24 protein-coding genes and 1 pseudogene are annotated in these 25,252 nt (G+C 70.2%); 8 read left to right on the top strand and 17 right to left on the bottom strand.

Going from position 1 to position 25,252, the window contains the following annotated elements; genetic code table 11:
• Positions 1-62: 62 nt before the first annotated feature.
• From ACIP89_RS00895 to ACIP89_RS00885, 3 genes are all read right to left on the bottom strand, one after another.
• A complete protein-coding gene (locus tag ACIP89_RS00895) occupies positions 63-827 on the bottom strand; it encodes a GntR family transcriptional regulator (RefSeq protein WP_401921822.1) in 765 nt (254 codons plus the stop codon).
• 160 nt (positions 828-987) lie between these two features.
• Positions 988-2,265 carry a hypothetical protein gene (locus ACIP89_RS00890; RefSeq protein WP_402112223.1) on the bottom strand — a complete coding sequence of 426 codons (1,278 nt, stop codon included), beginning with the start codon at positions 2,263-2,265 and terminating at the stop codon, positions 988-990.
• Between the two features lie 149 nt (positions 2,266-2,414).
• The gene (locus ACIP89_RS00885) at positions 2,415-3,602 is read right to left on the bottom strand and encodes an ROK family protein (RefSeq protein WP_402112220.1); all 1,188 of its coding nucleotides are present in this window, start codon (positions 3,600-3,602) and stop codon (positions 2,415-2,417) included.
• A gap of 56 nt (positions 3,603-3,658) precedes the next feature.
• Here ACIP89_RS00885 and ACIP89_RS00880 point away from each other — a divergent pair, with 56 nt between their 5' ends.
• Together ACIP89_RS00880 and ACIP89_RS00875 are read left to right on the top strand one after the other, a co-directional pair.
• Positions 3,659-4,816, top strand: a complete 1,158-nt coding sequence (locus tag ACIP89_RS00880) for a Gfo/Idh/MocA family oxidoreductase (RefSeq protein ID WP_402112218.1) — start codon at positions 3,659-3,661, stop codon at positions 4,814-4,816.
• Positions 4,813-5,292, top strand: a complete 480-nt coding sequence (locus ACIP89_RS00875) for a heme-degrading domain-containing protein (RefSeq protein ID WP_401921832.1) — start codon at positions 4,813-4,815, stop codon at positions 5,290-5,292. Before ACIP89_RS00880 ends, ACIP89_RS00875 begins: the two co-directional genes overlap by 4 nt.
• 203 nt (positions 5,293-5,495) lie before the next feature.
• Here the strand turns inward: ACIP89_RS00875 and ACIP89_RS00870 are convergent, their stop codons facing one another.
• From ACIP89_RS00870 to ACIP89_RS00845, 6 genes are all read right to left on the bottom strand, one after another.
• The gene (locus ACIP89_RS00870; protein WP_401921960.1) at positions 5,496-6,356 is read right to left on the bottom strand and encodes a fumarylacetoacetate hydrolase family protein; all 861 of its coding nucleotides are present in this window, start codon (positions 6,354-6,356) and stop codon (positions 5,496-5,498) included.
• A gap of 136 nt (positions 6,357-6,492) precedes the next feature.
• The gene (locus ACIP89_RS00865; protein WP_402112215.1) at positions 6,493-7,263 is read right to left on the bottom strand and encodes a YidC/Oxa1 family membrane protein insertase; all 771 of its coding nucleotides are present in this window, start codon (positions 7,261-7,263) and stop codon (positions 6,493-6,495) included.
• A 129-nt stretch (positions 7,264-7,392) separates the two neighbouring features.
• Complete coding sequence (locus tag ACIP89_RS00860; protein WP_024490967.1) at positions 7,393-7,728, bottom strand: DUF6412 domain-containing protein; 336 nt, start codon at positions 7,726-7,728, stop codon at positions 7,393-7,395.
• A 62-nt stretch (positions 7,729-7,790) separates the two neighbouring features.
• Positions 7,791-9,311, bottom strand: a complete 1,521-nt coding sequence (locus tag ACIP89_RS00855; protein ID WP_402112212.1) for a sodium:solute symporter — start codon at positions 9,309-9,311, stop codon at positions 7,791-7,793.
• Positions 9,308-9,466: a DUF3311 domain-containing protein gene (locus ACIP89_RS00850; protein WP_073738383.1), complete on the bottom strand. Its 159-nt coding sequence runs from the start codon at positions 9,464-9,466 to the stop codon at positions 9,308-9,310. The genes ACIP89_RS00855 and ACIP89_RS00850 overlap by 4 nt, the downstream gene beginning before the upstream one ends.
• Before the next feature lie 724 nt (positions 9,467-10,190).
• Positions 10,191-10,985 carry a class E sortase gene (locus ACIP89_RS00845; protein WP_402112210.1) on the bottom strand — a complete coding sequence of 265 codons (795 nt, stop codon included), beginning with the start codon at positions 10,983-10,985 and terminating at the stop codon, positions 10,191-10,193.
• Positions 10,986-11,063: 78 nt separating this feature from the next.
• Here ACIP89_RS00845 and ACIP89_RS00840 point away from each other — a divergent pair, with 78 nt between their 5' ends.
• From ACIP89_RS00840 to ACIP89_RS00825, 4 genes are all read left to right on the top strand, one after another.
• A complete protein-coding gene (locus ACIP89_RS00840) occupies positions 11,064-12,068 on the top strand; it encodes an SEC-C metal-binding domain-containing protein (RefSeq protein WP_401921847.1) in 1,005 nt (334 codons plus the stop codon).
• A 78-nt stretch (positions 12,069-12,146) separates the two neighbouring features.
• Positions 12,147-12,641 (top strand): GNAT family N-acetyltransferase, encoded by a 495-nt coding sequence (locus tag ACIP89_RS00835; protein ID WP_402112207.1) that lies wholly within the window; start codon positions 12,147-12,149, stop codon positions 12,639-12,641.
• Between the two features lie 104 nt (positions 12,642-12,745).
• Positions 12,746-13,606: a methyltransferase domain-containing protein gene (locus tag ACIP89_RS00830; protein WP_402112205.1), complete on the top strand. Its 861-nt coding sequence runs from the start codon at positions 12,746-12,748 to the stop codon at positions 13,604-13,606.
• 166 nt (positions 13,607-13,772) lie between these two features.
• Positions 13,773-16,916, top strand: coding sequence for a DUF3427 domain-containing protein (locus ACIP89_RS00825; protein ID WP_402112203.1), 3,144 nt, complete (start codon positions 13,773-13,775; stop codon positions 16,914-16,916).
• A gap of 5 nt (positions 16,917-16,921) precedes the next feature.
• Here ACIP89_RS00825 and ACIP89_RS00820 read toward each other — a convergent pair whose 3' ends face one another.
• Both ACIP89_RS00820 and ACIP89_RS00815 read right to left on the bottom strand, forming a co-directional pair.
• Positions 16,922-17,845, bottom strand: coding sequence for a YDG/SRA domain-containing protein (locus ACIP89_RS00820; RefSeq protein WP_402112201.1), 924 nt, complete (start codon positions 17,843-17,845; stop codon positions 16,922-16,924).
• Between the two features lie 117 nt (positions 17,846-17,962).
• Positions 17,963-18,085 (bottom strand): hypothetical protein, encoded by a 123-nt coding sequence (locus tag ACIP89_RS00815; RefSeq protein ID WP_402112200.1) that lies wholly within the window; start codon positions 18,083-18,085, stop codon positions 17,963-17,965.
• A 200-nt stretch (positions 18,086-18,285) separates the two neighbouring features.
• Between ACIP89_RS00815 and ACIP89_RS00810 the strand changes: the two are divergent.
• Positions 18,286-18,596, top strand: a pseudogene (locus ACIP89_RS00810) (DUF5753 domain-containing protein); the annotation flags it as partial.
• Positions 18,596-18,766 (top strand): DUF397 domain-containing protein, encoded by a 171-nt coding sequence (locus tag ACIP89_RS00805; protein WP_402112197.1) that lies wholly within the window; start codon positions 18,596-18,598, stop codon positions 18,764-18,766. The pseudogene ACIP89_RS00810 and the gene ACIP89_RS00805, both read left to right, overlap by 1 nt.
• 241 nt (positions 18,767-19,007) lie before the next feature.
• Here ACIP89_RS00805 and ACIP89_RS00800 read toward each other — a convergent pair whose 3' ends face one another.
• The 6 genes from ACIP89_RS00800 to ACIP89_RS00775 form a co-directional block, all read right to left on the bottom strand.
• Entirely contained in the window at positions 19,008-19,070 is a 63-nt protein-coding gene (locus ACIP89_RS00800) for a hypothetical protein (RefSeq protein ID WP_402113436.1), read from the bottom strand.
• A gap of 96 nt (positions 19,071-19,166) precedes the next feature.
• A complete protein-coding gene (locus ACIP89_RS00795) occupies positions 19,167-19,322 on the bottom strand; it encodes a hypothetical protein (protein ID WP_402112194.1) in 156 nt (51 codons plus the stop codon).
• On the bottom strand, positions 19,315-19,584 hold the full coding sequence (locus ACIP89_RS00790; RefSeq protein WP_402112192.1) for a hypothetical protein: 270 nt from the start codon (positions 19,582-19,584) through the stop codon (positions 19,315-19,317). The genes ACIP89_RS00795 and ACIP89_RS00790 overlap by 8 nt, the downstream gene beginning before the upstream one ends.
• A gap of 1,372 nt (positions 19,585-20,956) precedes the next feature.
• Complete coding sequence (locus ACIP89_RS00785) at positions 20,957-22,081, bottom strand: tetratricopeptide repeat protein (RefSeq protein ID WP_402112191.1); 1,125 nt, start codon at positions 22,079-22,081, stop codon at positions 20,957-20,959.
• Positions 22,078-23,331, bottom strand: a complete 1,254-nt coding sequence (locus ACIP89_RS00780) for an ATP-binding protein (RefSeq protein WP_402112188.1) — start codon at positions 23,329-23,331, stop codon at positions 22,078-22,080. Before ACIP89_RS00780 ends, ACIP89_RS00785 begins: the two co-directional genes overlap by 4 nt.
• 343 nt (positions 23,332-23,674) lie before the next feature.
• Positions 23,675-25,195: a hypothetical protein gene (locus ACIP89_RS00775; RefSeq protein WP_402112186.1), complete on the bottom strand. Its 1,521-nt coding sequence runs from the start codon at positions 25,193-25,195 to the stop codon at positions 23,675-23,677.
• Positions 25,196-25,252 lie beyond the last annotated feature (57 nt).

The raw sequence follows: 25,252 nt of genomic DNA, 5'->3' as shown, positions 1-25,252 counted from the left end.
AGTGAGTCGATCTGCCGTCCGCCGCCGACGATGTGGGGCCTGCCGTCCGCTCGCGGGACGGGTCAGCCGCGTCCGCTCAGGTGGGCGGTGAAGGAGAACCGGTCGCCCCGGAACAGGGTCCGCACCCGTTCCAGCGGCTGCCCGCCCGCGTCCCGCGAGACCCGGTGGATCAGCAGCATGGGCAGCGCGGGCGGCGTACCGATGAGCAGCGCCTCGCGCGGGGTGGCGAGCACGGTCTCGATCCGCTCGTCCGCGTCACCGAAGGAGATTCCGAGCCGGTCGTGGAGGTAGGCGTAGAACGACGAGTCGGGGTCGAACTTCTCGGCCAGGTCCGGCACCCGGGCCACGCTGACGTAGGTGCTCTCCAGCCCGACCCGGTCGTCGTCGGCGAGCAGCACCCGCTCCAGGTGCCAGACCGGCTCCCCGCGCTCCGCCCCGATCTCGGCGGCGAGCGCCTCCGGGCAGGGGAAGCGCTCCAGTCCGATGAGGTGGCGCCCCGGGGTGCGGCCCTGCCGGCGTACGCCCTCCGTGTAGCTGGCGAGGGAGAGCGGCTGCTCCAGCTTGGGGCCCGCGACCACCGTGCCCCGGCCCTGCCGGGCGAGGCGCCCCTCCAGGAGCAGTTCGCGCAGCGCCTGGCGCACGGTCTCGCGCGACACCCCGTAGCGCAGGGCGAGGTCGCGCTCCGGCGGGAGCATGCCGCCCTCACCCAACTCCTCGATGAGAGCGGAGACATGGGCCTTCACGGCGTAGTACTTGGGAATACGGCCGTGCTCCGGGATGCCGGAGCGGATCGGTGCGCCAGGTGCCTGGTCGTACGGGTAGTCCACGGCCCGATGGTGGCAGACGGACATGAACACCGGGGAACGCTCCCGCACTCGGCGGCCGGAAGTCACCGGGACGACGTCAACAGTGGGACGTGAACGCCGGGACGTCACCGGCACGCCGTCAGCGCCGGGACGTCAGGGCCGGAACGTCAGCGGCACGACGTCAACGACGGGCGCGGCGCGTCCGGCGCGACCAGGCCACCATCGCTCCGCCGCCGATCAGGAAACCGGAGACGGTGAGGACCGGCCGGGGCAGTGCCACGGGGATGCCGGTCCTGGCCAGCTCCGGCACTCCTGCCGGGTCCCGGCCGGGTGCGACGGGGCGCGGGGTGCCGGTGGCGGCGCCGCTGGGGCGGGGGCTGGGCCGGGCGCCGCCGGGGAGACGGCCGGACTCGTCGGCCGCGCCGTCGCTCTCCCGGCCGGTGGTGTCGTGCTTCCGGCCGGTGGCGTCGCTGTCCCGGCCGGTGGCGTCGTTGTCCCGGCCGGTGCCGCCGGGTTCGTGTCCCTTGCCGACCTCGCCGGTGCCGTCGCTCTCCCGGCCGGTGCCGTCGCTGTCCACGCCCGCCCCGGCGCCGTCCTCGACCACAGTGAACGGGTAGTCACCGGACTCACCGACCCACTCCCCGTCGCTGCCCTTCGGTGCCGTGCCGGTGTCGCCCGCGCCGTTGTCGCTCCTGCCGCCCGCCGGGTTCTTGCGCTGGACGATCGCGGCGTTGGCGGTGATCCGGCCGGGGCTGGTGTCGGAGGTGAACGCGAGCCGGACCTGGACGGTGACGGTGCGGCCGGCGGGCACGGTGAAGCCCTCGAAGGCGTCGGCTCCGGTGCCGCCGAAGACGCCGATGTGCTCGTCCCGGTCGGTCGTCTCCCAGGTGACACGGTGTTCCACGTCCGGATGGGCGCGCTCGGAGAACTTCAGCTGGATCTGGTCCGAGGTCAGCTTGCGGTCCTCGTCGGTGAGGACCAGGACCGGGTGGATGGACCGGCAGGCCCGGGACGTGGTGTTGGTCAGGTCCAGGAACCAGGTGCCGTAGCCGCCGCCGGACGCGTAGGTGTCGGGACCGCCGTGGATCCGGGTGTCGATCGGGAAGTCGGCCGACTCCGGATCACCGCAGGCGGGCTGCTGCTCCGCCGCGACAGCGGTGACCGCGGATGCGGCGGCGACGGCGACCGGTGCGCCGGCCGCCGAAGCGGCAGAAACCGACGCCGAAGCCGGCCCCGCGGCCGAAACCGCCAGGGCCGGGGCCAGTGGCGTGGCCGGGGTCGCGGCCGGATTGCGCTGGGGCGCCGCCGGCGCGTTCGCCGCCCCGCCGAGCACGACGGCGGGGACGACACTGGCCGCGGCCAGCCCGAGCACCAGCCCGTGCCGGGGCCGCCCGGTGGGCGGGGGCGGCGGCGCGGGGTGCTCCGGCGGTGTGGCGGGCGGGGGCGGTGTGGGGGGCATGAGGGCGGCCTTCGCTGCTCGCGGAAACGGTCGGCTCGCCCCGGACCCGGAGTTCACCGGTATGGTCCCGCGACGCTGCCACGCCCCTCGGAGCGCCCCCGCGCAGACTTGCCGAGGGACCGCCCGGCCGGCGGCACGGAACCCCTCGATCAGCCGAGCCGCGACGGGTCCGCCCCCGTACGGGTCCCGCCGCCCCGTTCGGGTCCCCTCACTCCGTCCCTGGCGTCCCGCTCCGCGTCGTTGCCGCCGACCCGGCCGAACAGCGGGGCCAGGACCAGTTGCGCCGCCCCCTCGGCCACCGGCCGGTCGCCTCCGCCGGCGGTGACGTCCGGCACCGGCTCCCCGCCCACGCCGCCTCCGCGCCGGGCCCGCTCGTCGAGCACCGCGCGCACGCCTCGTACATACGCGTCGGGGTCGGCCGCGACGGTGCGTCCGCCCAGCACCACCCGGTCGATGTCGAGCAGCGCGACCAGGTTCGCGGCGCCGGTGCCGAGCACCCGCGCGGCCTCGGCCACATCGCCGCGGGCCACCGCCGCCAGGCAGAGCGCCTCGATGCAGCCGCGCCCGCCGCAGCCGCACCGGAGACCGTCCAGCTGGACGGTCTGATGGCCGAACTCACCGGCTCCGGTGCGGGCCCCCCGGTGCAGCGCCCCGCCGAGGACCAGCCCCGCGCCGAGCCCGGTCCCGAGGTGGAGGTAGGCGAAGTCGGCCGGACCCGGTGCCTGGAGGGCGAGCCCGAGGGCGGCAGCGTTGGTGTCCTTGTCGATGACGACGGGCAGCCCGGTCCGCGCGGTGAGCGCGTCCCCGAGCCGGTAGCCGTCCCACTGCGGGAATCCGGTGACACGGTGCAGCACCCCGTCCCGGTGGTCGAGCGGCCCCGGCACCGCCGCGCCCACCCCGAGCACCGGCCGGGCCCCGTCCCCGCGCACCTGCGCCACCGCCCCGGCGGCCGCCGCGACCACCTCGTCGGCCGGGGCGCCGAAGTCCAGCGGAGCCGTACGGCTCGTGACCACGGTGCCCGCGAGGTCGACGAGGACCACGGTCAGCCCGTCGCGGTCCAGGTGCAGCCCCACCGCGTGGCCGGCGTCGGGCACCAGCCGCAGCACGGTCCGGGGCTTGCCGCCCGTGGAGGCGCGGCGACCCGCCTCCGTGGCCAGCCCCTCGGCCCGCAGCCGTGCGGTGATCTTGCTGACGGCCTGCGGGGTGAGCCCCGTCCGCTCGGCCAGTTCGAGCCGGCTGATCCCGCGCTCGCCCGCGACCCGCAGCAGGTCCAGCACGAGCGCCGCGTTGTGGCCCCGCAGCGTCGGCAGGTTGGCGCCGCTATTACTCCTGTTCACGGACCCATTGTCGCTGCCGCTTGCACTTTGGCAACAGCGTTGCCAAAGTGGAACGCATGACTGCCCACGCGACTCACGAGACCTCCGGCACGTCCGGGACCCCCCTGCGCGTCGGACTCGTCGGCTACGGCCTGGCGGGTTCCGTCTTCCACGCCCCGCTGATCGCCGCGACCGACGGCCTCGTCCTGGACACGGTCGTCACCTCGAACGAGGAGCGCCGGGAGCAGGCCCGCGCCGAATTCCCCGGCGTGCGGTTCGCCGCCTCGCCGGACGAGCTGTGGCAGCGTGCGGACGAACTCGACCTGATCGTGATCGCGTCGCCGAACAAGACGCACGTCCCGATCGCCGCCGCCGCGATCAGGGCCGGTCTGCCGGTGGTCGTGGACAAGCCGATCGCCGGTTCGGCCGCCCAGGCGCGGGAGCTGGCGGCCCTGGCCGAGGAGCACGGGGTGCTGCTCTCGGTCTTCCAGAACCGCCGCTGGGACAACGACTTCCTCACTCTGCGCTCGCTGCTCGCGGACGGCGCGCTGGGCGAGGTGCAGCGCTTCGAGTCCCGCTTCGAGCGGTGGCGCCCGCGGCCGAAGGGCGGCTGGCGCGAGTCGGGCGACCCGCAGGAGATCGGCGGGCTGCTGTTCGACCTGGGCAGCCATGTCGTCGACCAGGCACTGGTCCTGTTCGGCCCGGCGGTGCGGGTGTACGCGGAGTCGGACGTGCGGCGTCCGGGCGCGGCCGCCGACGACGACACGTTCCTGGCGATCACGCATGAGAACGGGGTCCGCTCGCACCTGTACGTGAGCGCGACGACGGCCCAGCTCGGCCCGAGGTTCCGGGTGCTGGGCTCCACCGCCGGCTATGTGAAGTACGGCCTCGACCCCCAGGAGGCGGCCCTGCGCGAGGGTGCCCGCCCGTCGGCGGACGAGCCGTGGGGCGAGGAGGCCGAGGAGCTGTGGGGCCGGCTCGGCTCGGGCGAGTCCCCGCTCACGGGCGGCGGCGCCCCGGTCCGTACGCTGCCGGGCGACTACCCCGCGTACTACGCGGCGGTCACCGACGCGCTGCGCGGAAAGGGCGAGAATCCGGTGACCGCGCTCCAGGCCGCCGCGGCCCTGGACGTACTGGAGGCCGCCCGCCGCTCGGCCCGCGAGGGCGTCACGGTCACCCTGCCCACGACTCTGTCCCCCGCCACCGCCCCCGTCACAGAGGAGCACCCCGCATGAACCCCACCGCTCCGACCATCTCCGAGCTGATCGCGCAGGAGCGCAGGCTGACGCTGCCGCATTTCGGCTACGACGACGCGTACGCGCTCGGCGGCCTGCTCGTCGCCCTGGCCCGGGAGCGGCACGCACCGGTCGCGATCGACATCCGGCGCGGTGCGCAGCAGCTCTTCCACGCCGCGCTGCCGGGTTCGAGCGCGGACAACGACGCCTGGATCGACCGCAAGCGCAGGGTCGTCGAGCGCTACGGAGAGAGCTCCTACCTGGTCGGAACGCGGTTCCGGGCCAAGGGGACGACGTTCGACGAGGCCTCGCGGCTGAACCCGGGCACGTACGCCGCGCACGGCGGCTCGTTCCCGATCTCGGTCGAGGGCGCGGGCGTCATCGGCTCGGTCACGGTCTCCGGACTGCCCCAGGCGGAGGACCACGCGCTGGTGGTCGAGGCCCTGGAACAGTTCGCGACGACGATCGGCGGCTGACCGGCCGGAGGGGTGGGAGCTGCCGCCGACAGCCCCCACCCCTCCGATCTTTGTACGAGCCGCGCCCGGCACAATCAAACCGAGCTCGCTCCGGTCGAGCCCGTCAGGCGATTGAGGACGCCCTTCCAGCCCGTCCGGCTCACGCCCGTCCGGCGATTGCGGACAAGGCCCCCGGGCGCATCCGGCCCCGGAGCCCGAGCCCCCTACGCCCCCTTCAGCTCCTGCCGCTGCCGCCCCAGCCCCGCGATCTCCAGCTCCACGACGTCCCCCGCCCGGAGGTACGGCTTGGGCTCCGGCTGCCCCATGGCGACCCCGGCCGGCGTACCGGTGTTGATGACGTCGCCCGGGTACAGCGTCATGAAGTGGCTCAGGTAGCGCACCACCTCACCGACCGGGAAGATCTGCTCGGCCGTCGTGCCGTCCTGCTTCAGTTCACCGTTGACCCAGAGCTTCAGCGGCAGTGCCTGCGGGTCGGCCACCTCGTCGGCCGTCACCAGCCACGGGCCCAGCGGGTTGAACGTCTCGCAGTTCTTGCCCTTGTCCCAGGTGCCGCCGCGCTCGATCTGGAACTCGCGCTCGGAGACGTCGTGCGCGACCGCGTACCCGGCGACGTGGGCAAGGCCCTCCTCCGCGGAGTCGAGATACCGGGCGGTGCGGCCGATGACGACCGCGAGCTCGACCTCCCAGTCGGTCTTCGAGCTGTTGCGCGGCACGAGCACGGTGTCCTCGGGCCCGACGACGGTGTCCGGCGCCTTGAAGAACAGGATCGGCTCCGCCGGTATCTGCGCGCCGGTCTCCGTGGCGTGGTCGTGGTAGTTCAGCCCGATGCACACGATCTTGCCGATCCGGGCGAGCGGCGGACCCACCCGCAGCCCCTCGGCGTCGAGCTCCGGCAGCTCGCCGGGCGCGGCCGCGGCCGCCCGGACCCGGGCCAGCGCGTCCTCGTCGGCGAGCAGCGCGCCGTCGATGTCGGTGACGACTCCCGACAGGTCACGCAGGGTGCCGTCCTCATCCAGCAGCGCCGGTCGTTCCGCGCCTGCCGTACCCACACGAAGCAGCTTCAACGGTCTGTCTCCCCTTGGTCGAGATCGGGCCCGTCGGATGGGTTGCGGCCATCGCAGGCTTGTCCGATCCTCCAAGACATCCGATCACTCCGCAAGACCCTGTTCACACACTGGACCGGCGCACTCGCGTCCGCGATTACGCCGCGGTGGCCATGGCGGCACCGGTGGCCGGCATGTCGCGGTACAGGTAGGCCCGTTCGATCGCGGTCCAGGTGGTGCTGGTGACGACGTACAGCGCGGCGGCCAGCGGCACGAAGGCGACGGTGAAGAGGGTGAAGAAAGACATCAGCGGCATCACCTTCGTCATCGCCCCCATGCCCGGAATCGGCTGTCCGTCGGGCCCGGTGGCCGGGGTGACGGGGTTGGCCGCCATCTGCCGCTTCGTCCGCCCGTAGTTGAACGTGGCGACGGCGGCGACGATCACGAACAGCCCCAGGTACACGAGGCCGTGGGCGCCGAACATCCCGCCGTCCGCGAGCGCGTCGCGCCAGCGCTCGCCGAGCGGGGCGCCGAGGAGCTGGTGGCCCAGGAGCTGGTTGGCGTCGCCGCCGATCTTCTGGCTGGAGAAGAGGTGGTAGAGCAGGAAGAAGGCCGGCATCTGGAGCAGGCTGGGCAGGCAGCCGGAGAGCGGCGAGACCTTCTCCTCCTTGTGCAGCTCCATGATCGCCTTCTGCATCCGCTCGGGGTTCTTCTTGTGCTTCTTGCGGAGTTCGGCGATCTGCGGCTGGAGCCGGCGCTGCGCCCGCTGCCCGCGCGCCGCGGCCCGCGACAGGGGGTGCACGGCGAGCCGTACGAGCGCGGTGAACAGCACGATCGCGGCGGCGGTGGACGCGGACTGGAAGAACGGGTGCAGCAGATCGGCGAAGGCGCCGACCAGGCTGGCGAAAGCGGACATGAAGGCGGACATGGAGGAGCCCTCCGGGGGTCTCGTCGTGCCGGGAAGTGGATCAGCTTCGGCATGACGATCCGCGCGGGGCGCCCGCACGTACGCATAAGGCGTATGCACCTGGACGAAGGAGGGAGGAGAGCGGGAGCCCTACGCGGCCGTCAGGAGGACACGGCCGGGGGCTCGGGGGCGTCGGCGCCCCTTGGCGTCGGGGTCTCGTTGCGGGAGGAACGCGGTGCGTTTCTCCCGGTCGCGCATGGCGGTACGGACCCGGGTGCGGGGCACCGGGACGGCGCAGCGGGCGCTGATCACCGAGCAGGCGACGAGTGCGGTACCGGCGGCCGCGGTGGCGGCGAGCGCGACGGCGGCGGAGAGGCTGCCGCCCTCCGCGAGCAGGACCTCGGTGAGGAAGAAGAGCAGCAGCCCGGCGGGGCGGAGGAGCCGGGCGAGGCCACCGCGCAAGCGGTTCATGGCACGTGCGTCCATGGATCCTCCCCCTCTCGCGCTCCCGCGGCCGCGGCGTACAGCGGCACTTCAACCTTTAACCGTTATACACGATGGGCGTCGACCGCCCCAGGACCCGATGGACGGTCCTCGATCTCGTCGCGCGCCAGCACGTCCTCGTCCGGCCGCTCGTCGCGCTCACGCGGGCCCGCGTACGTCACCGCCAGCGCGACGGCGAGATTGGCACCGAGCGCGATGATGCCGGCGTTCACGCCCCACACCGGATCGTTCTCCGTGAAGACGAACCCGCACACCACGCCCACCCCCACGACCAGCCCGCTCATCGCCCCGAGCAGCGTCAACCGCCGCCACATCAGCCCCAGCAACACCATGGGGAGCAGCTGCGCCATCCCCTCGTACGAGATCAGCGACAGCCGTACGAGGGTGTTCGGGGCCGTGTACGTGAGCAGCAGGGCCAGGCTCCCCGCGATGACGACGACGAACTGGGCCGCGCCCTTCTGCCGCTGCTTCCAGCGCGGTACGAGGGAGAGCACGCTGCGTCCCCACATCGTGCCGATGACCAGCATGAAGACGGCCATCGGCACGATCGAGGAGAGCGCGGCCGCGACCCCGATGACCCCGACCGACCAGGCCGGCAGCGAGTCCACGACCAGCTTGAAGAGGGCCAGGTTGGATTCGGCCCCGACCAGCCCCGGGACGACGAACAGGGCCGCCATACCGAGCAGCATCGGCACGAACAGCAGCACATTGTAGGCGGGCAGCCACATGGCGTTGCGCCGCAGCACGTCGGCGTTCCTGGCACCGAGGTAGCCGGCGACGGTCGTCGGGAAGATCACGACGGTGAGCGAGTTGAGGAACGAGGTGGTGATGAACCAGGCCTGTCCCATCCCGCTGTTCCCGTGCCCGGGGAAGGTCAGCCACTCGCTCTTCTCGGTGACCAGCCGGTCGAGGAAGGGCCCGTATCCGTCGAAGTAGTGCGTCGGTACGTAGACGGCGAGGAAGCCGAGCGTGGCGATCACCATGACGTCCTTCAGCACGGACACCCACGCGCTGCCGCGCAGCCCGCTGACGACGACGAAGCCGGTGGTGACGGCGAAGGCGATGAAGTAGGCCCAGTTCAGGCTGATGGCGCCGTAGGAGATCGTCGAGACGACCACGCCCATGCCGGTGATCTGGAGCTGGATGTACGGGAGCAGGAAGACGGTCGCGAGGACGGCGGTGAGCGCCCCGAGCCAGGGCCGGCCGAAGCGGTGGGCCACCATGTCGGTGATCCCGACGAGTCCGTGCTTGCGCGCGTACGCCCAGAGCATCGGCCCCACGACATAGCCGACGGCGTAGCCGCAGGACATGTACGCGACCACGTAGAGGACGGGCGCCCCGTAGTTGTAGCCCCAGCCCGCGGCGCCGAGGTAGCTGAAGCTGGTGTAGCCCTCACCGGCCATGAGCACCCAGATGAAGACGGTCCCGAGGCTGCGCCCGCCCACCGACCACTCGGCGAGCCCGCCGCCCCTCGCCCCGCGCCGCCCGCGCACGGCGAACAGCCCGAGGGCCACGGTGACGACCATGAAGACCCCGAAGACGGAGGTCGCGACGGCGGCGTTCACCGGCGGTCCCCCCGCCGGGTCAGCCAGACGGCGACGGGGGTCAGCACGGTCGCCCCGAGCAGCCAGAGGAAGAGGAACGGCAGCCCGAGAACGACGGGACGGACCCGGTTCACGAAGGGCAGCGCCCCCAGGTAGAGCACGTAGGGAACCAGCAACCACAGCAACTGCGGACGTCGTCTCAGCACGTCGGAGAACCTTACGGCGTCGTGCGCGACAGGACCGTGGGTTCCCTGCCGCGCACCACCCGGACGCGATCGCGGGACGGTGCACCAGGGGGCCGCCGGGAGCGGCGCGGCGTTCTCGTTCTCGTTCTCGTTCTCGAAGGCCGGACGCCCGAACCAGCGCGACGAGACACTCGTGTTGACCGCTCCCGCGAAGGTCAGCCTGCCGAGTCCGGCCAGAGCCGTGGGACCAACGGCCGTCGGGGTGGCGAGCGTTGACAGCAACACACCGGCACCTCCGGCCAGCGGCAGGCAGGCCCGGCCATGGCGTCCCAGGGGCGCGCCTCACCCACCGCACCGGAACGCCCTGCCAGGTATCCGTCCGGCCCGCTGTCAGCAGGAGCGCGAGCGGCGAGGCGGGCGGCAGCGACAGCAGATGCGCACGGATCCGTCGGGGCCGGCCGACGACCAGCACGGCGTACACCGGCTCGGTCATGGTGCGGTGCGAGCGCGGAGTCCCCGGGCGTGCGCGACACCGCCGAGCGCCACTTCCTCTTCCTCGGCCGACGGGGCCCGGCTGCCCCGCCGGCCCCACACCCACCGGACCCCTGTCACGCACGGCACCGACGCGCACCGCCCGGCGCGGCACAGCGCGCTCTCACCTCAGCGCTCTCGTACGTCGGCGCACCGCCCGGCGCAGTACCGCGCGCCCCTCGCCTCAGCGCTCTCGTACTCCGGTCAGCTTCCCCCACACAACCAGCCGGTAGCGGGAGGTGAACTCGGGCGTGCACGTCGTCAACGTCACATAGGACCCGGCCGCCCGGTACCCGATGTACGGCTTCACATTGCTGCGCGGCACGGCGGCCACCACTCCGCCGTCCCCCGCGCCGGTCTGCGGGAGGGTCTTGTCGACGGTGTAGGTGTAGACGGCGTCCCGGGTCTCCACGGTGACGCGGTCGCCCCGGCGCAGCCGGTTGATGTAGCGGAACGGTTCGCCGTGGGTGTTGCGGTGGGCGGCGAGCGCGAAGTTCCCGGAGGCGCCGGGCTGCGCGGTGCCGGGGTAGTGGCCGACGTACCCCTTGTCGAGGACGCCGCTCCTGCTGATGCCCTGGGCGACGGGCGCGGTGAGCCCGATGCGCGGGATCCGGATGACGGCATAGGCCTGGGACCGGCGGGGCGCGGTGGCGGTGACGGCCGGAGCCGTGCCGTCGGCCTCCCCCTCCTCCCCCGTGGAAACGGCGGGACTGTCGTCCGCCGGCTCCCCGGGCACCACCGACGGCGAAGGCTCGGGCGGCGGCTCCGCCCAGTCCCGCTGGAGGGCCTGCACGGTGTGGGCGGCACCGGCGCGGGCCTGCCGGTTGGTCCACCACAGCTGATGGGCGACGAGCAGCAGCAGGACGACGCCCAGGGTCACCACCACCTCGGCGCTCGTCCACAGCCCGCGCACAGCGGCCCGCCGCCCCCGCGAGTTCCGCTGCACCACCACAGGTATCCGCTCACGCACGGCCCGCACGATAGGGCCAAGCCCCGTAACTCTCCAGAGCCCGAACAACTCTCCGCCCCGCGGCCCTACCGCAGTACGGTGTGGTTCATGCGCCCCGACACGCCTGCCGACCACACCACCGAAGCCGAGCGCCTGCTGCGCACCGCGGCACGGTATCCGGAGGACCACGAGCCGCTGCTCCTCCAGGCCGCCGCCCATCTGGAGCTCGCCGGCGAGCGCGCCCGCGCCACGGCGCTCTACGACGAACTGCTCAGCGCTCCCGGCACCGAGCACCCGCACCTGGTCAAGGCGCTCAACGCCGCCAACCTGTGGGAGTACGGCCACGAGGCCGAGGCCCGCGCGATCATCGACGGCATCCGCGCGGCGGGACCGCTGGAGGCGGCCCCCTGGGAGATCGCGGCGGAGACCCTGGAGGCCCACGACGAGCTGGAGGCGGCCCACGACTACTTCTCCACGGCCCTCACCCTGCTCATCGCGCCGGGCGAGGAGGTCCCGTACGCCACCCAGTCGCTGCTGACCGGCCGGCACCGGGTCCGCCGGCTGATGGGCGTCCGGCACGACGCCTGGGACGAGCTGGCCGACACCCTGCACACGGCGGCCGTCCCGCTGGACGAACTCCACGACCCGAAGCGCCTGTGGGCCCTGGGCTCCTCCGACCCGGGCGAGCTGCGCGCCGAGATCACCCGCCTGCGCGCCGAACTCGGCACCTACCGCACCGCGCTCTCCCGCCCCTTCCCGGTGGCGGTGCTGCACTGGCCGCAGGCCGAACTGGACGAGCTCCTCACCGCGTACCCGGGCCTCGGCAGCGAGTACGCCTCCCACCCGGACCACCTGGCCCGCCTGGAGGCGGCCCTGCGCGACCTCCATGCGACGGGCACCCCGAACCTCGGCATCGTGACGGGCACGGTCCCGTCGTACGAGGCGTTCGCCGCCTCGGAGGCCGCCTCCCCCGCCGACCCGGACCTGCTCCCCCAGTACGCCACCACCCTCGCGGCCCGGGGCCGCGCGGTCCCGTGGCCCCCGGCGAGGAGCGCGGCCTGCTGGTGCGGCACGGGGCGGTCGTACCGGGACTGCCACGGGGGCGCGCTGTAAGGGGGCACCCGCTCTGCCTGCCGGTCGCCGCCCGATTACCGGATGCGGGGGCGGCGACCGCCCGGGTACGGTCCCGCCATGCCCGGACTCCAGCGGCTGCGCGCCGACCACGCCCCGGCCCTCCTCGCGTTCGAGCGGGCCAACCGCGCCTTCTTCGCCGCTTCGGTGCCGGACCGCGGCGACGACTACTTCGCCCGGTTCGCCGCCCGCCACGAGGCCCTGCTGGCCGAACAGGCCACCGGCACCGACCACTTCCACCTCCTGGTCGCGGAGGACGGCGAGGTGCTGGGCCGCTTCAACCTGACGCACGTGGCGGACGGCACCGCGGACCTGGGCTTCCGCCTGGCCGAGAAGGCGACGGGCCGCGGCCTGGCCACGTCGGCGGTCCACCACCTCTTCACCCTGTGCACGACCGCGTACGCGCTGACCGCGCTCCGCGCCTCGGCCGCCGTCACCAACACCGCGTCCCGGGCGGTCCTGACGCGGACGGGCTTCGTCCCCACGGGCGAGGAGGTGCTGCTGAGCGGAAAGCGGGGGCTGGCGTACGTACGGGAACTACCGACAGCGCAGTAACCATGAACCAGTAGTCCGGGCAGGCGAGTTGAAGCGGCGGGCAGGTCCGGCCGAACCTGCCCGACGGGCCGAAATCGCCACCCGGTTGCCGTAAGAATGGGGCAATGGCATCACCTGAGGCGATGACGACGCCCGACTACGTCCACGGGTACTCCGACCGCGAGGCGGCCCGGCTCGGCGACCAGGCGGACACCTTGGCGGCACTCCTGCACGCGGGAACGGCCTACCCGGCCGGCAGCCGGGTGCTGGAGATAGGCTGCGGGGTCGGCGCCCAGACGGTCCACCTGGCCCAGGCCGCCCCGGAGGCCAGGATCACCGCGGTCGACCACTCCGCGGAATCCCTTTCACAGGCCCGCGCCCGTGTCGCGGACCACGCACCGGGGGCGGACGTGGAGTGGCACCACGCCGACCTGTTCGACCTCCCCTTCTCCCCCGCGGAGTTCGACCACGTCTTCGTCTGCTTCGTCCTGGAACACCTGCCGGACCCCCGGCGGGCACTGGCCGTACTGCGCCGGGTCCTGCGCCCCGGGGGGACCATCACCGTGGTCGAGGGGGATCACGGCTCCGCACTCTTCCACCCCGCCAGCACCCTGGCCCGAGCAGTGATCGAGTGCCAGGTCCAACTGCAGTCGGCCGCTGGCGGAGACGCCCTGATCGGCCGCCAGTTACATCCGCTGCTGGCCCGCGCCGGATACGACGACATCGTGGTCCGCCCCCGCACGGTGTACGCCGACCAGACCCGCCCCACCCTGGTCGACGGCTTCACCCGCAACACGTTCATCGCCATGGTCGAAGCGGTCCGGGACGAGGCCCTGGCCGCCGGCCTCATGACCGAGCCCGACTGGAACCAGGGCATCACGGACCTGCACCGCACGGCACTGGCCCACGGGACCTTCCACTACACGTTCTTCAAGGCGGTCGCGGTGAACCCGGCGGGCGGCGACACCACGGGCGGACGACCGTAGCTGTCGCTCGACTCAAGCCCGTGATCACCGCCAGAGGCCTGAGCGCAGCACCGAACACCCACTTCGCCCGCCGGACCGGGGGTCTGATCGTTGCCACGTGGTCAGGGTTTGTCAGTCTCCCTTGGTAGAACTACGCATATAGACATCGCGATGGGGGGACTCGGCCATGCCCAGCCAAGCTGCAGGGGAAGCGGGACCGGTTGCCGGGCTGTACGAGACGTTGATCACCCGGCGTCTCGAAGAGCGCATGAAGCAGCTCGATGCCTCGGGCTGGCACGCCATCGATGAAGTGGTGGGAGGTGAATCCACGCCTCACGTTCTGTCTCGCCACATCGCGAACACTGTGCGCCGTGTGCTTCAGGGGCTGACACCAGCGGAGCAGGTGCTCACCGCCAACCACATCCTGGAATCCCTCAACACTCTTGAAGGCGCTTCCGAGTGGGTCGACTTGATTGTCGAGGGACCGCGACAGCTTCTCGCTGTCGCGGAGCAGGAGGCTCCTGGCGTCTACGCCATCCGTCCCGCGACTCCGCTCTCCGAGACCGCGCTCATCACGAACTCACCCGAAGATCCCAGTTTGGGCTTCGAGCTCCGTGCCGAACTAGCGACAGCGGACCGCGTAGACCTGCTGTGCGCCTTCGTGAAGTGGCACGGTCTACGCGTACTCGAACAGTCGTTGATGTCTGCTCGCGACCGCGGGGTCCCTATCAGAGTCCTCACAACGACATACATCGGTGCCACAGAACGTCGGGCGCTCGACCGGCTGGTTCGCGAGTTCGGCGCTGAGGTAAAGGTCAATTACGAGCTCCGGTCGACGCGCCTGCACGCCAAGGCATGGCTCTTCCGCCGCGAGAGCGGCTTCGACACCGCGTACGTTGGCAGCTCCAACCTGTCGAAGGCCGCGCTCCTAGACGGGCTCGAATGGAACGTACGCCTGTCGTCGGTTGCGACCCCATCAGTCCTTCGCAAGTTCGAGGCCACCTTCGACGCCTACTGGAGCGAGCGCTCCTTTGAGACGTACGACCCCGACCGTGACGCACAACGACTGGATGAAGCCCTCTCCCACGCCAGTGGGTCTTCCGGTCCGCAGGGGCGCAACATCATCACGCTCTCCGGTCTGGACGTCCGCCCGTACCCACACCAGCGCGACATGCTTGAACGCCTTGAAGTCGAGCGCACCGTCCACGGGCGGAACCGCAATCTGCTCGTCGCCGCCACCGGCACGGGCAAGACGGTGATGGCAGCCCTGGACTACAAGCACCTCCGACAGAAGCTCGGGCGGGACCCTCGTCTGCTTTTCGTGGCCCATCGCAAGGAGATCCTGGAGCAGTCGCTTCGCGTCTACCAGAACGTTTTGGTCGATGCGAACTTCGGCGAGCTCTTCTACAGCGGTGAAGTCCCAGCCGACTGGAACCACGTTTTCGCGAGTGTCCAGTCATTGAATGCGCGTGCCCTGGAGCGCCTGGCCCCAGACCACTTCGATGTCATCGTGATCGACGAGTTCCATCACGGCACTTCACCCATCTATCGACGGATCGTTGACCACTTCACGCCGCAGGAGTTGCTCGGCCTCACTGCCACCCCCGAGCGGATGGACGGGCTGAACGTTCAGGATGAGTTCTTCGACGGCCGAATCGCAGCCGAGATGCGGCTCTGGGAGGCTCTTGAGAACGAGCTACTGAGCCCGTTCCACTACTTCGGCGTCACAGACAACACCAACATGAGTGCCATCAAGTGGAAGCGGGGAGCGTACGACGTAGGCGCCCTCAGCAACCTCTTCACGGGCAACGACGCCCGGGCCCGGCTCGTCATCAAAGCCGTACAGGACAAGGTCACCGACCCGGGGATGATGCGCGCTCTGGGCTTCTGCGTCTCAGTCGCACACGCCCACTTCATGGCCGAGTACTTCCGCCGCGCAGGTCTCAACGCCGTAGCCCTGTCCGGTGAATCGTCACCGCAGGAGCGTAAATCCGCACTCGATGAGCTGCGCTCCGGCGCACTCCAGGTCATCTTCTCTGTGGACCTGTTCAATGAAGGCCTCGACATCCCAGATGTCGACACCCTGCTCCTGCTCCGGCCGACCTCAAGCGCTACGGTTTTCCTTCAGCAATTGGGACGTGGCCTCCGCCGCACGGAGGACAAGGCCGTGCTCACGGTCCTCGACTTCATCGGACAGCACCGCAAGGAATTCCGCTTCGAGGAACAGTTCCGGGCCCTCACCAACCTGACGCGCAACCGTCTACTGACAAACGTTGAGCACGACTTCCCTCAACTCCCCTCTGGCTGCCAGATCATCCTTGAGCCGAAGGCCAAGGCGCTGATCATCGAAAACATCAGGAACCAGATTGGCGTCAACGTCACCCAGCTCGCCCGCGAGGTAGCCGCGTATGCAGAGCCGCGGCTGGCGGACTACCTCAGGGAGAGCGGTCGAGAACTCAAGGAGCTCTACCGTGGGAACGGAAACTCATGGACAGGCCTGCTACGCCGAGCCAAGCTCCTCGCTCAGACCGAACCCGACGGTGAAGCAGCGCTGCTGAAGCGGGTATCGGCCTTCCTCCACGTCGACGACCCAACCCGCGTCTCCGCGTACACCAAGCTTCTCAGCGACGAAGCTCCCACGTACGACCAATTGACCGCCCAAGAACAGCTATACGCCCGCATGTTCTTCTTCTCCCTGTGGCCCTTGGGCGGCGACTTTGCGAGCTACCAAGAGGGCTTCGACACTCTCGCAAGTCAACAGGCCTTCCGGGACGAACTCCGCCAGGTCCTGGCCCATGTCCTCAATCAGGCCGACCACCTGCCGATCCCGCTCCTCGACACGCACGCCGGCCTTCCGCTGTCCGTCCACGCCTCATACAGCCGCGAAGAAATCCTTCCCGCGCTAGGCCAATCCACAGTGGACCGCTTCATGCCTGGACACTTCCGAGAGGGCGTGAAATGGTGCGAGAACATCCAGACGGACGCACTACTCATCACCCTAGAGAAAGACGAAAAGGACTTCTCCCCGGAGACGCGCTACAAGGACTATGCCTTGAACGAAACTCTGTTCCACTGGGAGTCACAGAACCAGACGTCCGAGACGTCTCCCACGGGCCTTCGCTACCAGACCCACAAGGAGAGCGGATCTCACGTGCTGCTCTTCGTCCGTCGCTACAAGAAGACAGACATCGGCGGCCCGCAACCTTGGATACTGCTGGGCCCGGCCGAGTACGTCGAGCACAAGGGAAGCAAGCCGATGGGCATCACGTGGAAACTTCGTCACGAAGTGCCTGCTGACGTGTTGACGTATTCAGCAATCGCCGCGGGTTAACCACCCTAAAGGTCCTGCGAGCGGTCCGCCCACCGAGTGCGGTGTTGATGCACACATGCCGGGTCGATTTGGTGATCCGGTTCCACGTAGAGATCACCAAGGACCTCTCGCGTGAGAGGGTCCACGACCTTAAGGTCGTCCGTAATAAGGCGTGCCCCATTATCGAAAAGTACGTGACAATTCGGACACAAGCAGAGAATGTTACTCCTCACATCACGACCACCATGCGGCCTACCAAGCGCATGTATGTGGGCACCTTCGCTATATCGCGCACCGTGGGCGTCTACCACCACAGGTACGCGGCACATCTGACAGGTGTTGCCGTAGAGAGACTTTATGGCGCGCGCCTCTGCCGTATTACGCACCCGCCGCTGAGTACTCACGTACCGAGCAGCTGCCTGCTGTAGCGGCGTTGCCCTTTCATCCCCAACGACGTCGCCTACGTCGCCCGAATCCCAACGCTCACCGGCCATCGCCTTCGCCAAACGAAACTGCCACATGAGGTGACCGCGATCGGTTCGCACACTCCAATAGCCTTCGACGAGATACAGGCCGCGATACCGGTAGCCCTCAGTAGCCTTACCTCGCTTAATACCTAGACCCCGCACGTACCGGATGGGCAACCCCTCCCGATAGTTGATCAACATCCCCTCGTTGACCCCAGTCAGCTCCTGGTCTGCCGTGAGACAGCCGCCCTCATCAGGAGCCCCGCCCTGTGCCGTGTAAACGATGACGTCACCCAGGTCCTCGTCGCCCGCGTAGCCACCGCTGGCAACAATGGAGTCGACACCCTCGTGCGAGGTACCGGAGATACCTCGACCTCGAAACCTGTGCACATCAGCGGCATAGAGCGCATCGTGCGTAGGGAACCACTGCCCCTCGGTTACACCGAGAGGCGATCCAAAGAAGATGGGCTTCGAGGGCGACATGCGAACATGCTGCCGATTCCCGGGCACCGATCAACACTTCTGGCCGATCATGGCCGATTCTCATCACAATGCGCCCCGAAGTGTCCGTTTTGATGCAATCGGAGAACTAGCGAGGGGCTATGGCCAGTCCCCTTCGACCTCGGCTTCGAAGTGGAGTTGCGCCCGGTCGAGCGCCTCATCGACGTCGAAGCCATGCGCCCGCAACCAGTGAAGAAGGTCAGCGATCAGGCCAGTCGCCACTTGAGCACCTTCCGTGGCACTCACCAGTTCGTGACGCGAGGGCCCCACACGCTCCCCCAGGCCACACAGCCCTAGGAGCGCTTCAGCCTTCGCCACCTGTAGGCCATGCACGTGACCGTCAGCTGCCAGTAGACCAGTGGCGGGCTCGCACCATGTGACTTTGGAGTCGCCACGAAGGATCACGCCCCACCGGGCAGCGAGGGCGATCCGTCATGCGCGAGCAACTGGAGCACTTGGTCACCGTCTCGGGCCAGCCCAACATTACGGTTCAGATCCTGCCGTTCACAGCTGGTGCACATGCCGCGGCGGTGGGCAGCTTTGTCATCTTGGGCCGGGCAACCCCCGAACTGGACGTGGTTTACGTGGACATCATCGACGGTGTGGTGGCCTGTTCATGGAGAAGCCGCAGGAACTCGAACGCTATAAGTTGGCGTTCGAGTACTTGCGCGCACAAGCACTGGATCTCCAGTCTTCTGCCGCGCTCCTGAACCAGGTTTGCGAGGAGCTGTGATGGATCACGAGGGCGCCCGGTGGTTCAAGTCGTCCTACAGAGGGGGCAGCGGCACTGAGTGCGTTGAAGCCGCATTCACTGCCATCGGCGCCTCCGTACGCGACAGCAAGCAGCCGAGCGGCGGCCCGTTCCACGTCAGCCCAGAAGCTTGGGCTGAATTTGTCGGATAGGTGCGCGATAGCAGGTTGTGCTGACAGAGAGCTGCGATTGCGCCTTAGGTCTGCCATGGTGAACCGCGCAGTAGCGAGCCTCGTATGCAGGGCCAGTCATAGGCAGCCGATGGACAGAACGGTTAAGAACGCGCGCATCTTGCAGCCTGGGGTGGCCACACCACCCGGCGGGATATCCGAGCGCGTCGAGTGGCTTGACACGCACCTCCATCCCAACGCTGCCCCTCCCCATACTGGGCCGTCAGGTGCAGCAGATGGAGTTCCACTGAAGGTACGGAGAGATGGGCTCCTCCACACAGCGCACACGGTGGAGGCGAACCCGCTTCCAGCGATCCGCCGGAAGCACTTCCCATGACCCCGCTGTCCCTCGATCAGCGCCAGGGACTTGTCCCAGTGTCCCTTACTGAAGGTCCACCCCAGGCTCCTGGAAGCTCTGCTGGCGTTCGAGCTTCCAGAATCCATCGGGGCCGGAACTCCAGAAGTGGCGGCCGAAGTCCTCGGAATAGTCGTCAAGTCCCGTGTGCTGCCCGGAGCCGTCGGCCTGTGGGCTAAGCATCAGGAAGGTCCTCCTTCGCCGCAGCTGCTGTCCTGCGGGGGATGACGACGATCCGCTCGTCCGGGGCGATGACGAGGCCGGGCGGAAGGCTCGGCAGGTAGGAATCGGTGAGGTCGCGGCCAACGACGGCGATGTCACCGTTCTCCAGCTCCCAGATGTCCGGGCACCCCTGCTCGCCGCCCGTGGTCCCCAGGTCGGTGGGGGATTTACCCAAGCGGCGCACCAGCGGCGAAGAACGATCGGCTTCCCAGCCCCGAGTCATCACAGCTCTCCGTTCAGTCCCCCCGAAGGTAACGGAGATCACGCCCGGCACAATGTCAGGCAGTGACTTCCGGCCACCGGAACACAACAGCTCGTCCCGCTGCATCGACCGGACACAGCGGGCGGATCACAGTGAAGCTGCCCGAGGCTGGCCGGCCGCAACGACCGGACTCGCGCCGGGCTGATCATGACAGCGTCGAATGCATGTGCACTGCCGTCCCGTCCGGCCCAGGGCTGCCGCGAAGTCCAGCGGTGGGGTGGCACGACGCGCCCGCATCACGGTCCCCGCCAACAACCCGAAGCGTCTTTGACCGCGTAGGCGCACAGACGGGCGCCGTAGAGGTCCAGGGCGTCTTCGGGGTCCGTGGCGTAATGGTCGGCAACCTCCGTCCAGCGGTCCCAGCCGTAGAGGTGGGCGTGGCGGCGGTCATCGTCGGTGCGCTCCGGCTCGCGTAATTCCGTTGCCGTGGCGCGTTGCCGGAGCCATGCCCGCCACGCTGGGTTACCGGTGGGCCCGGCGGTGTCCAGGTGGGCTTCAGCCGACGCCGCCTCGTCCGGAGCGGCGGCCATCCGGTTACGAAGCTGCGCGTTGAGGTACTGGCGGGGCGGCGGCTAGGCTAGCGCGCGTCTTGGGAGGCTTCCGCCTGTGCGGGAAGGACACGAGAGTCCTCGGCCGGGATGGCATCCTCCGGTACGAAGCGCAGCGCCGCTTCCGGAGATCGTGGTCCTCGGCTCCTCGGTGATGTACGAGGTGCTGTATGACGACGACGAGAAACTCACGGGCGGGATCCGTTTCGACGATCCGCGCACCATCTCCCGGTGACAGAAGGCTGTCCGGGAGATGCACCGGGCTGGCGAGCAGCTGGACGAATCCTTCATCCGCCGGGCCGTCCGGCTGCCTCCGCCGGCCGTGACCGAGAAACTCCGCTGAATATCCTGCCCGGGACTCGGTGGAGAGGCCTGGAAAGGCATGAAGTTGCGGTCGGAATTCAGTCGTTACCGGTACCTACAGCACCTCCGCCAAGCTCTCGTTCAGGATCGTAGAACCGGACGAGTCGTGTGCGCATCCGCGGCGCACCCCTTCCAGCGGTACGTCCAGTGGTTGCGGGTCGTTCTCGTCCGGCGGCAGCACCAGTTCGGGCGGGAGTACGGCGGCGGGGCGGATCCTCCGCGACGCGGGTCTGCAGCATCCGTTCCTGCGCCGACAACTGCTATCACGCCGGGCGGTTCCGCAGGAACGCCGATGTCGGGGCGACAACCACGGACGCGGCCGGACTGAAGATCACGTGCGGCTGCCGGGCCGGCGTGGACCGGTGGCACTGCTGAGGTACTGAGTCCAGGTCGTGGTGCCCGCCGACCGGGCATCACGCGGCTCAAGCAGCCTTCGGGCGGTCGAACCACATCGTCGCCACCGACGGCACCAGGCCCGTCCAGAAGAGCACCAGCGGGATCGTGCGGTCCGTCCAGGGGATCTGGGTGATCAGCAGCGCGCAGAGCATGGCCCACGCCGCCTGGCCCAAGACGATGCGGGACCAGGGCAGGCGGCGGATGAGGGAGCGCAGGTTGACCCGGATGCCGGCCCGCAGGCGGCGGTAGCGGAGCAGCGCGCCCAGGGCCCAGATGACCGCCATCGGGACGAGGTCCCACAGGCGCTGGCCGAGGGGCAGCGGCAGCTCCCGCTGGGTGTCCCCGTCCGTGGCGAACAGGTCGATGCCCGTGGCGGCCAGGGCCAGGCAGAGCAGGGCGAGCCAGCGAAGGCCGCGCAGGAGGCGGTAGGAGGCCGCGTCCAGTCCGCGCTGCATCGGGGCGGAGTCCGGGGCGGCGGCCAGTGCGTCGGCGTAAAGGGTGGCCGCTTCCGTCGCCTTGACGCCGGGGGCGGTCGCCGCGGCCTTCGTCCGGCGGGCCAGGGCCTGCTCGTGCTGCGGGTCCAGCCGGAGGATCGCCTCGTCCATCCGGGCGGCGACGCTCCGGTTGGCGGACATGTCAGCGATGAGCCAGGCCACCTCGTAGCCGTACACCTGCTCGGGGGCCAGCCGGATGGCCTCCTGGGCGATGGCGTCGGCCTCCCGCAGGGCGGCCTCCATGTCCTCGCGCCGGACCTGGCCGCCGTGGGCCCGTCCGGCGGTGATCATTCTGATGCGCCACAGCCAGTCGGCGAGCCGTGCGTAGCTGAACCAGTAGTCGGGCGCCAGCCGGATCGCCTCGCGCAGTACGCCCTCGGTCTCCGGGAAGCGGCCGCCCACGCGCAGGGCGCGCGCGTGCATGTGGAGCGCCCCGATGTCCTCGGCGTCCAGGGCCAGCGCCCGTTCGGTCGCCTCCAGCGCCTTCGCGCCGTCCTCCCCGTCCTCGACATGGCTCCGGGCGAGCTCGACCCAGGCCCTGATGTCCTCGGGGTCCTCCGCGAGCCGCTGGGCCAGCAGTTCCCTGGCCTCCTCGTACCGCTTGAGGTCGATGAGCAGATCGGCCCGCTCCACCGCGGGGTGCAGGGTCGTGGTCACAGCTTGCGCCTCTTCTTCAGGTACGTCACCAGGTCGTCGTACATGCCGCCCTCGTTGGCGAACATCGCCACGTTGCGCGCGGAGGAGAACCACGGTTCGGCGGACGGTACGACCTCGTCCGCGGCGGCCAGCAGGTCCTTCATGCCGATCATCCGCACGGTTCCGGTGCGCACCGAGTCCAGCAGCGCACGCTCCGCCGCCGCCTCGCAGACATGGGCCAGGTCCGCGCCGGACAGACCCTCGGTGATCTTGACCAGCTTGCCGAGCCCCACGTTCTCGATGGGCCGGTCCCGCAGGTGGTAGCGGAGGATCGCCTCCCTGGCGGGTCCGTCGGGCGGGAGTACGAGGATCGTCCTGTCCAGCCGGCCGGGGCGGCGCAGGGCGTTGTCCACGTCCCAGGGCACGTTGGTGGCGGCCAGGACGAAGACGCCCTCGTTCGCCGCGGAGTCGATGCCGTCCAACTCGCTGAGCAGCTGGTTGACCACGTTGCGCATGCCGCTGTGCCCGGTGCGGCTGCGCTTGGCGCCGAGGGCGTCCAGCTCGTCCAGGAAGACCACGCAGGGCGCCTGCCGGCGGGCGGTCTCGAAGACCTCGTGCATGTTGCGTTCGGAGTTGCCGATCCACATGTCGAGCACGTCGTTCACGGACACCGACAGGAACGCGGCGCCGAGTTCGCCGGCCACCGCCCGCGCGATGAACGTCTTGCCGCAGCCGGGCGGCCCGTACAGCAACAACCCGCCGCGGAGGCTCTTCCCGTACAGCTTGCGCAGCTCGGGGTTGCGCAGCGGGGCGAGGAAGGCGGCGTCCAGGCGGTCCTTCACCTCCTGCATGCCGCCGACGTCGGCCAGCCGGACGGTGCCGGGGTCCTCCACGTCCCACGCGTCGGCGCCCGCGGAGTCGTCCTGCCCGTCCGCCCGGACCGGCGCCTCGGTGAACCGCGGCGGCACCGCGTCCCCGACCTGCTCCTCCGCGGCCTTCCAGTCGAACCCGGTGCGCCTGGGCTGGAGTTGAGAGGCTGCCGGGGGCTGGGAGGCTGCCGGGGCCGGCGCGCCCATCGCCCTGGCCATCAGGTCCCGGGCCTGGGCGTCGCCCGGCGCGTGTTGCAGAGCCACGGCCGCCTCGGCCACGGCCTCGTCGGACCGGTCCGCCGCCAGCAGGAGCTGGGCCAGGTGGAGCCGCAGGGGCACATCGGCGGGCGCGGCGGCGACCGCGGTGCGCAGGCTCTGTATGAGAGGGGAGTCGTCCGACATGATCCACAGCCTAGTGGCGCCCTACGACACCTCGGGGGCCTCTGCGCAGGGCTGTTGGACGCCGGAGCGCTCCATGCAGGAGTGCTCCATGTAGGGGCGCTTGACGCAAGGGCGATCGGCACAGGAGTGCTCGGTGCGGGAGTGCTCGATGCGGGAGTTGGGTGCGGGAGGGCTGGGTGCGGGAGTGCTCGGTGCGGGAGTGCTCGGTGCGGGAGTGCTCGATGCCGAAGTGCTCGGTGCAGGAGCGAACGATGCCGGAGCGAACTCGCGCAGGACTGACCGGTGCGGGGGTGTCCCCGTCCGTCACGCCTGCGGGCCGGGGCTCACTCCGCGCTCCGGACGGTCACAGCGCGGCCCCGGCGTCCTCGCGCGGCCCTGCCGGAGCGGCGTCGGGCGCCCGGCCGGCCGGTGGCACGGCGAGGCGGTCGTCCGGCACACCGGCCGCGCGGTCCGCTGCCGCGCGGCGGCGTGTCACGAAGCCGGTCGCGACGAGTGCGAGGGCGACGGTCCCGGCGAGCGCGGGCCAGTACACGTACCGGTAGTTGGACTCCGGCGCCGTGGGCAGGTAGGCGAGGATGTACAGGAGCGAACTCGCCCCGAGGAGGCGGATTTCCCGGGAGTAGGGACCAGCCCGGCGGCGACGCAGCACGAGCACCAGCGAGACGGCCAGCCAGAACCAGCCCTGGAAGAGCATCGGCAGATCGCGGGTGAAGCCGGTCACGTAGTTCTGCAGAGCGAACCTCAGCGTGTCGTTCAGTGGCTCCTTCCGCACCGAGGGGTGCAGTCGGGCACCGGCGTTGGCACGGGTGCCGTCCCAGAAGGTCTGGTTGCTCTGGAAGAGCAGTTTGGTGAAGACCCGGCCCCGGTACTCGGCGTAGCCCTTCCAGTGGCGTGGCATCTGCCGGGCCCACATCCGGACGATGACATCGGCGTGCCGATCCAAGTAGGTGACGTCGAAGGGCTTGGTGTGCGGGAAGCACTGCAGGTACGCGTCCGAGGCGATGTGCCGCTTCTGGCAGTTCACCGCGGTGGCGACCAGCCGGTCCCGCAGGTCCGGCCCCGCGTGGGCCTGTTCCGCGGCAGAGCGCATCTGGTCCGGGGTCAGTACGTGCGCGAGGTCGTCCACCGGGATCACCGCGTACACCCGGGTGGCCAGCGGAGTGGTGGCCGCGGACACACCGGCACCGCAGGCGATCACGACAGCGGCGAAGACACCGGTGGCGGCCAGCCAGCGGCGCCGGCCCGGGGCGGGCCACGCGGCCGGCACCAGGAGGGCGAAGACCGGGATCACGGCCGGGACGCCGTTCTTACGCACCAGGGCGGCGTACGCGAGGAACAGCAGGCCCGAGACCAGAAGGGCCCAGCGGCTCACGGTCCGTTCGCGGGGCAGCTCACGCAAGGTGAGCGCGATCGCGAGGACGGCGAGGAGCGCGTACGCCAGGTGCACGTCCTTCCACACCACTCCCGTGAAGTTCACGATGTGCGGCGCGAGGCCCACGGCCAGCACCGCGAGGGAGAGCGCTCGGCTGCCGGAGCGCTTCCACACCAGCCGGGCGAGGGCCCACAGCGTCCCCCACAGCACCGCGGCCTGCAGCGCGGCCATGGCCGAGAAGTCGCCCGTGATCCGGATGAGGACTCGCCACAGGAGCGCCATCACCGGGGGGTGCCAGTCGTTCACCGGCTCGTCCCCCAGCGCCTGCCACAGCTGGGTGTTGCTGTCCGCGCTGAGGTACCCGGGGTGGAAGACGGTTGCCACGGCGTAGCCGCAGACCGCTGCCACGGCCGCCAGGCACCACGGCCACAGCGTGCCGGTCCTCCAGGCTCTGCGCAGTGCTGTGGTCCACCGGTCGACGGTTCCGGACATGTGGGCGGAGCCCTCCCAGCCGAGGATGACGGGTCGCGCCGCCGCTCGGCCACGTTC

It is taken from the genome of Streptomyces sp. NPDC088730, assembly GCF_044751215.1.
Lineage (GTDB): Bacteria > Actinomycetota > Actinomycetes > Streptomycetales > Streptomycetaceae > Streptomyces.
This window is presented reverse-complemented; position numbering and strand designations above follow the sequence as displayed.

Excerpts from the sequence above, each read along its gene's own strand:
- ACIP89_RS00890 (WP_402112223.1), bottom strand. The coding sequence starts at position 2,265 with ATGCCCCCCACACCGCCCCCGCCCGCCACACCGCCGGAGCACCCCGCG.
- ACIP89_RS00880 (WP_402112218.1), top strand. The coding sequence starts at position 3,659 with ATGACTGCCCACGCGACTCACGAGACCTCCGGCACGTCCGGGACCCCC.
- ACIP89_RS00875 (WP_401921832.1), top strand. The coding sequence starts at position 4,813 with ATGAACCCCACCGCTCCGACCATCTCCGAGCTGATCGCGCAGGAGCGC.
- ACIP89_RS00865 (WP_402112215.1), bottom strand. The coding sequence starts at position 7,263 with ATGTCCGCCTTCATGTCCGCTTTCGCCAGCCTGGTCGGCGCCTTCGCC.
- ACIP89_RS00860 (WP_024490967.1), bottom strand. The coding sequence starts at position 7,728 with ATGGACGCACGTGCCATGAACCGCTTGCGCGGTGGCCTCGCCCGGCTC.
- ACIP89_RS00840 (WP_401921847.1), top strand. The coding sequence starts at position 11,064 with ATGCGCCCCGACACGCCTGCCGACCACACCACCGAAGCCGAGCGCCTG.
- ACIP89_RS00835 (WP_402112207.1), top strand. The coding sequence starts at position 12,147 with ATGCCCGGACTCCAGCGGCTGCGCGCCGACCACGCCCCGGCCCTCCTC.
- ACIP89_RS00830 (WP_402112205.1), top strand. The coding sequence starts at position 12,746 with ATGGCATCACCTGAGGCGATGACGACGCCCGACTACGTCCACGGGTAC.
- ACIP89_RS00825 (WP_402112203.1), top strand. The coding sequence starts at position 13,773 with ATGCCCAGCCAAGCTGCAGGGGAAGCGGGACCGGTTGCCGGGCTGTAC.
- ACIP89_RS00820 (WP_402112201.1), bottom strand. The coding sequence starts at position 17,845 with ATGTCGCCCTCGAAGCCCATCTTCTTTGGATCGCCTCTCGGTGTAACC.
- ACIP89_RS00805 (WP_402112197.1), top strand. The coding sequence starts at position 18,596 with ATGGATCACGAGGGCGCCCGGTGGTTCAAGTCGTCCTACAGAGGGGGC.
- ACIP89_RS00795 (WP_402112194.1), bottom strand. The coding sequence starts at position 19,322 with ATGCTTAGCCCACAGGCCGACGGCTCCGGGCAGCACACGGGACTTGAC.
- ACIP89_RS00790 (WP_402112192.1), bottom strand. The coding sequence starts at position 19,584 with ATGACTCGGGGCTGGGAAGCCGATCGTTCTTCGCCGCTGGTGCGCCGC.
- ACIP89_RS00780 (WP_402112188.1), bottom strand. The coding sequence starts at position 23,331 with ATGTCGGACGACTCCCCTCTCATACAGAGCCTGCGCACCGCGGTCGCC.
- ACIP89_RS00775 (WP_402112186.1), bottom strand. The coding sequence starts at position 25,195 with ATGTCCGGAACCGTCGACCGGTGGACCACAGCACTGCGCAGAGCCTGG.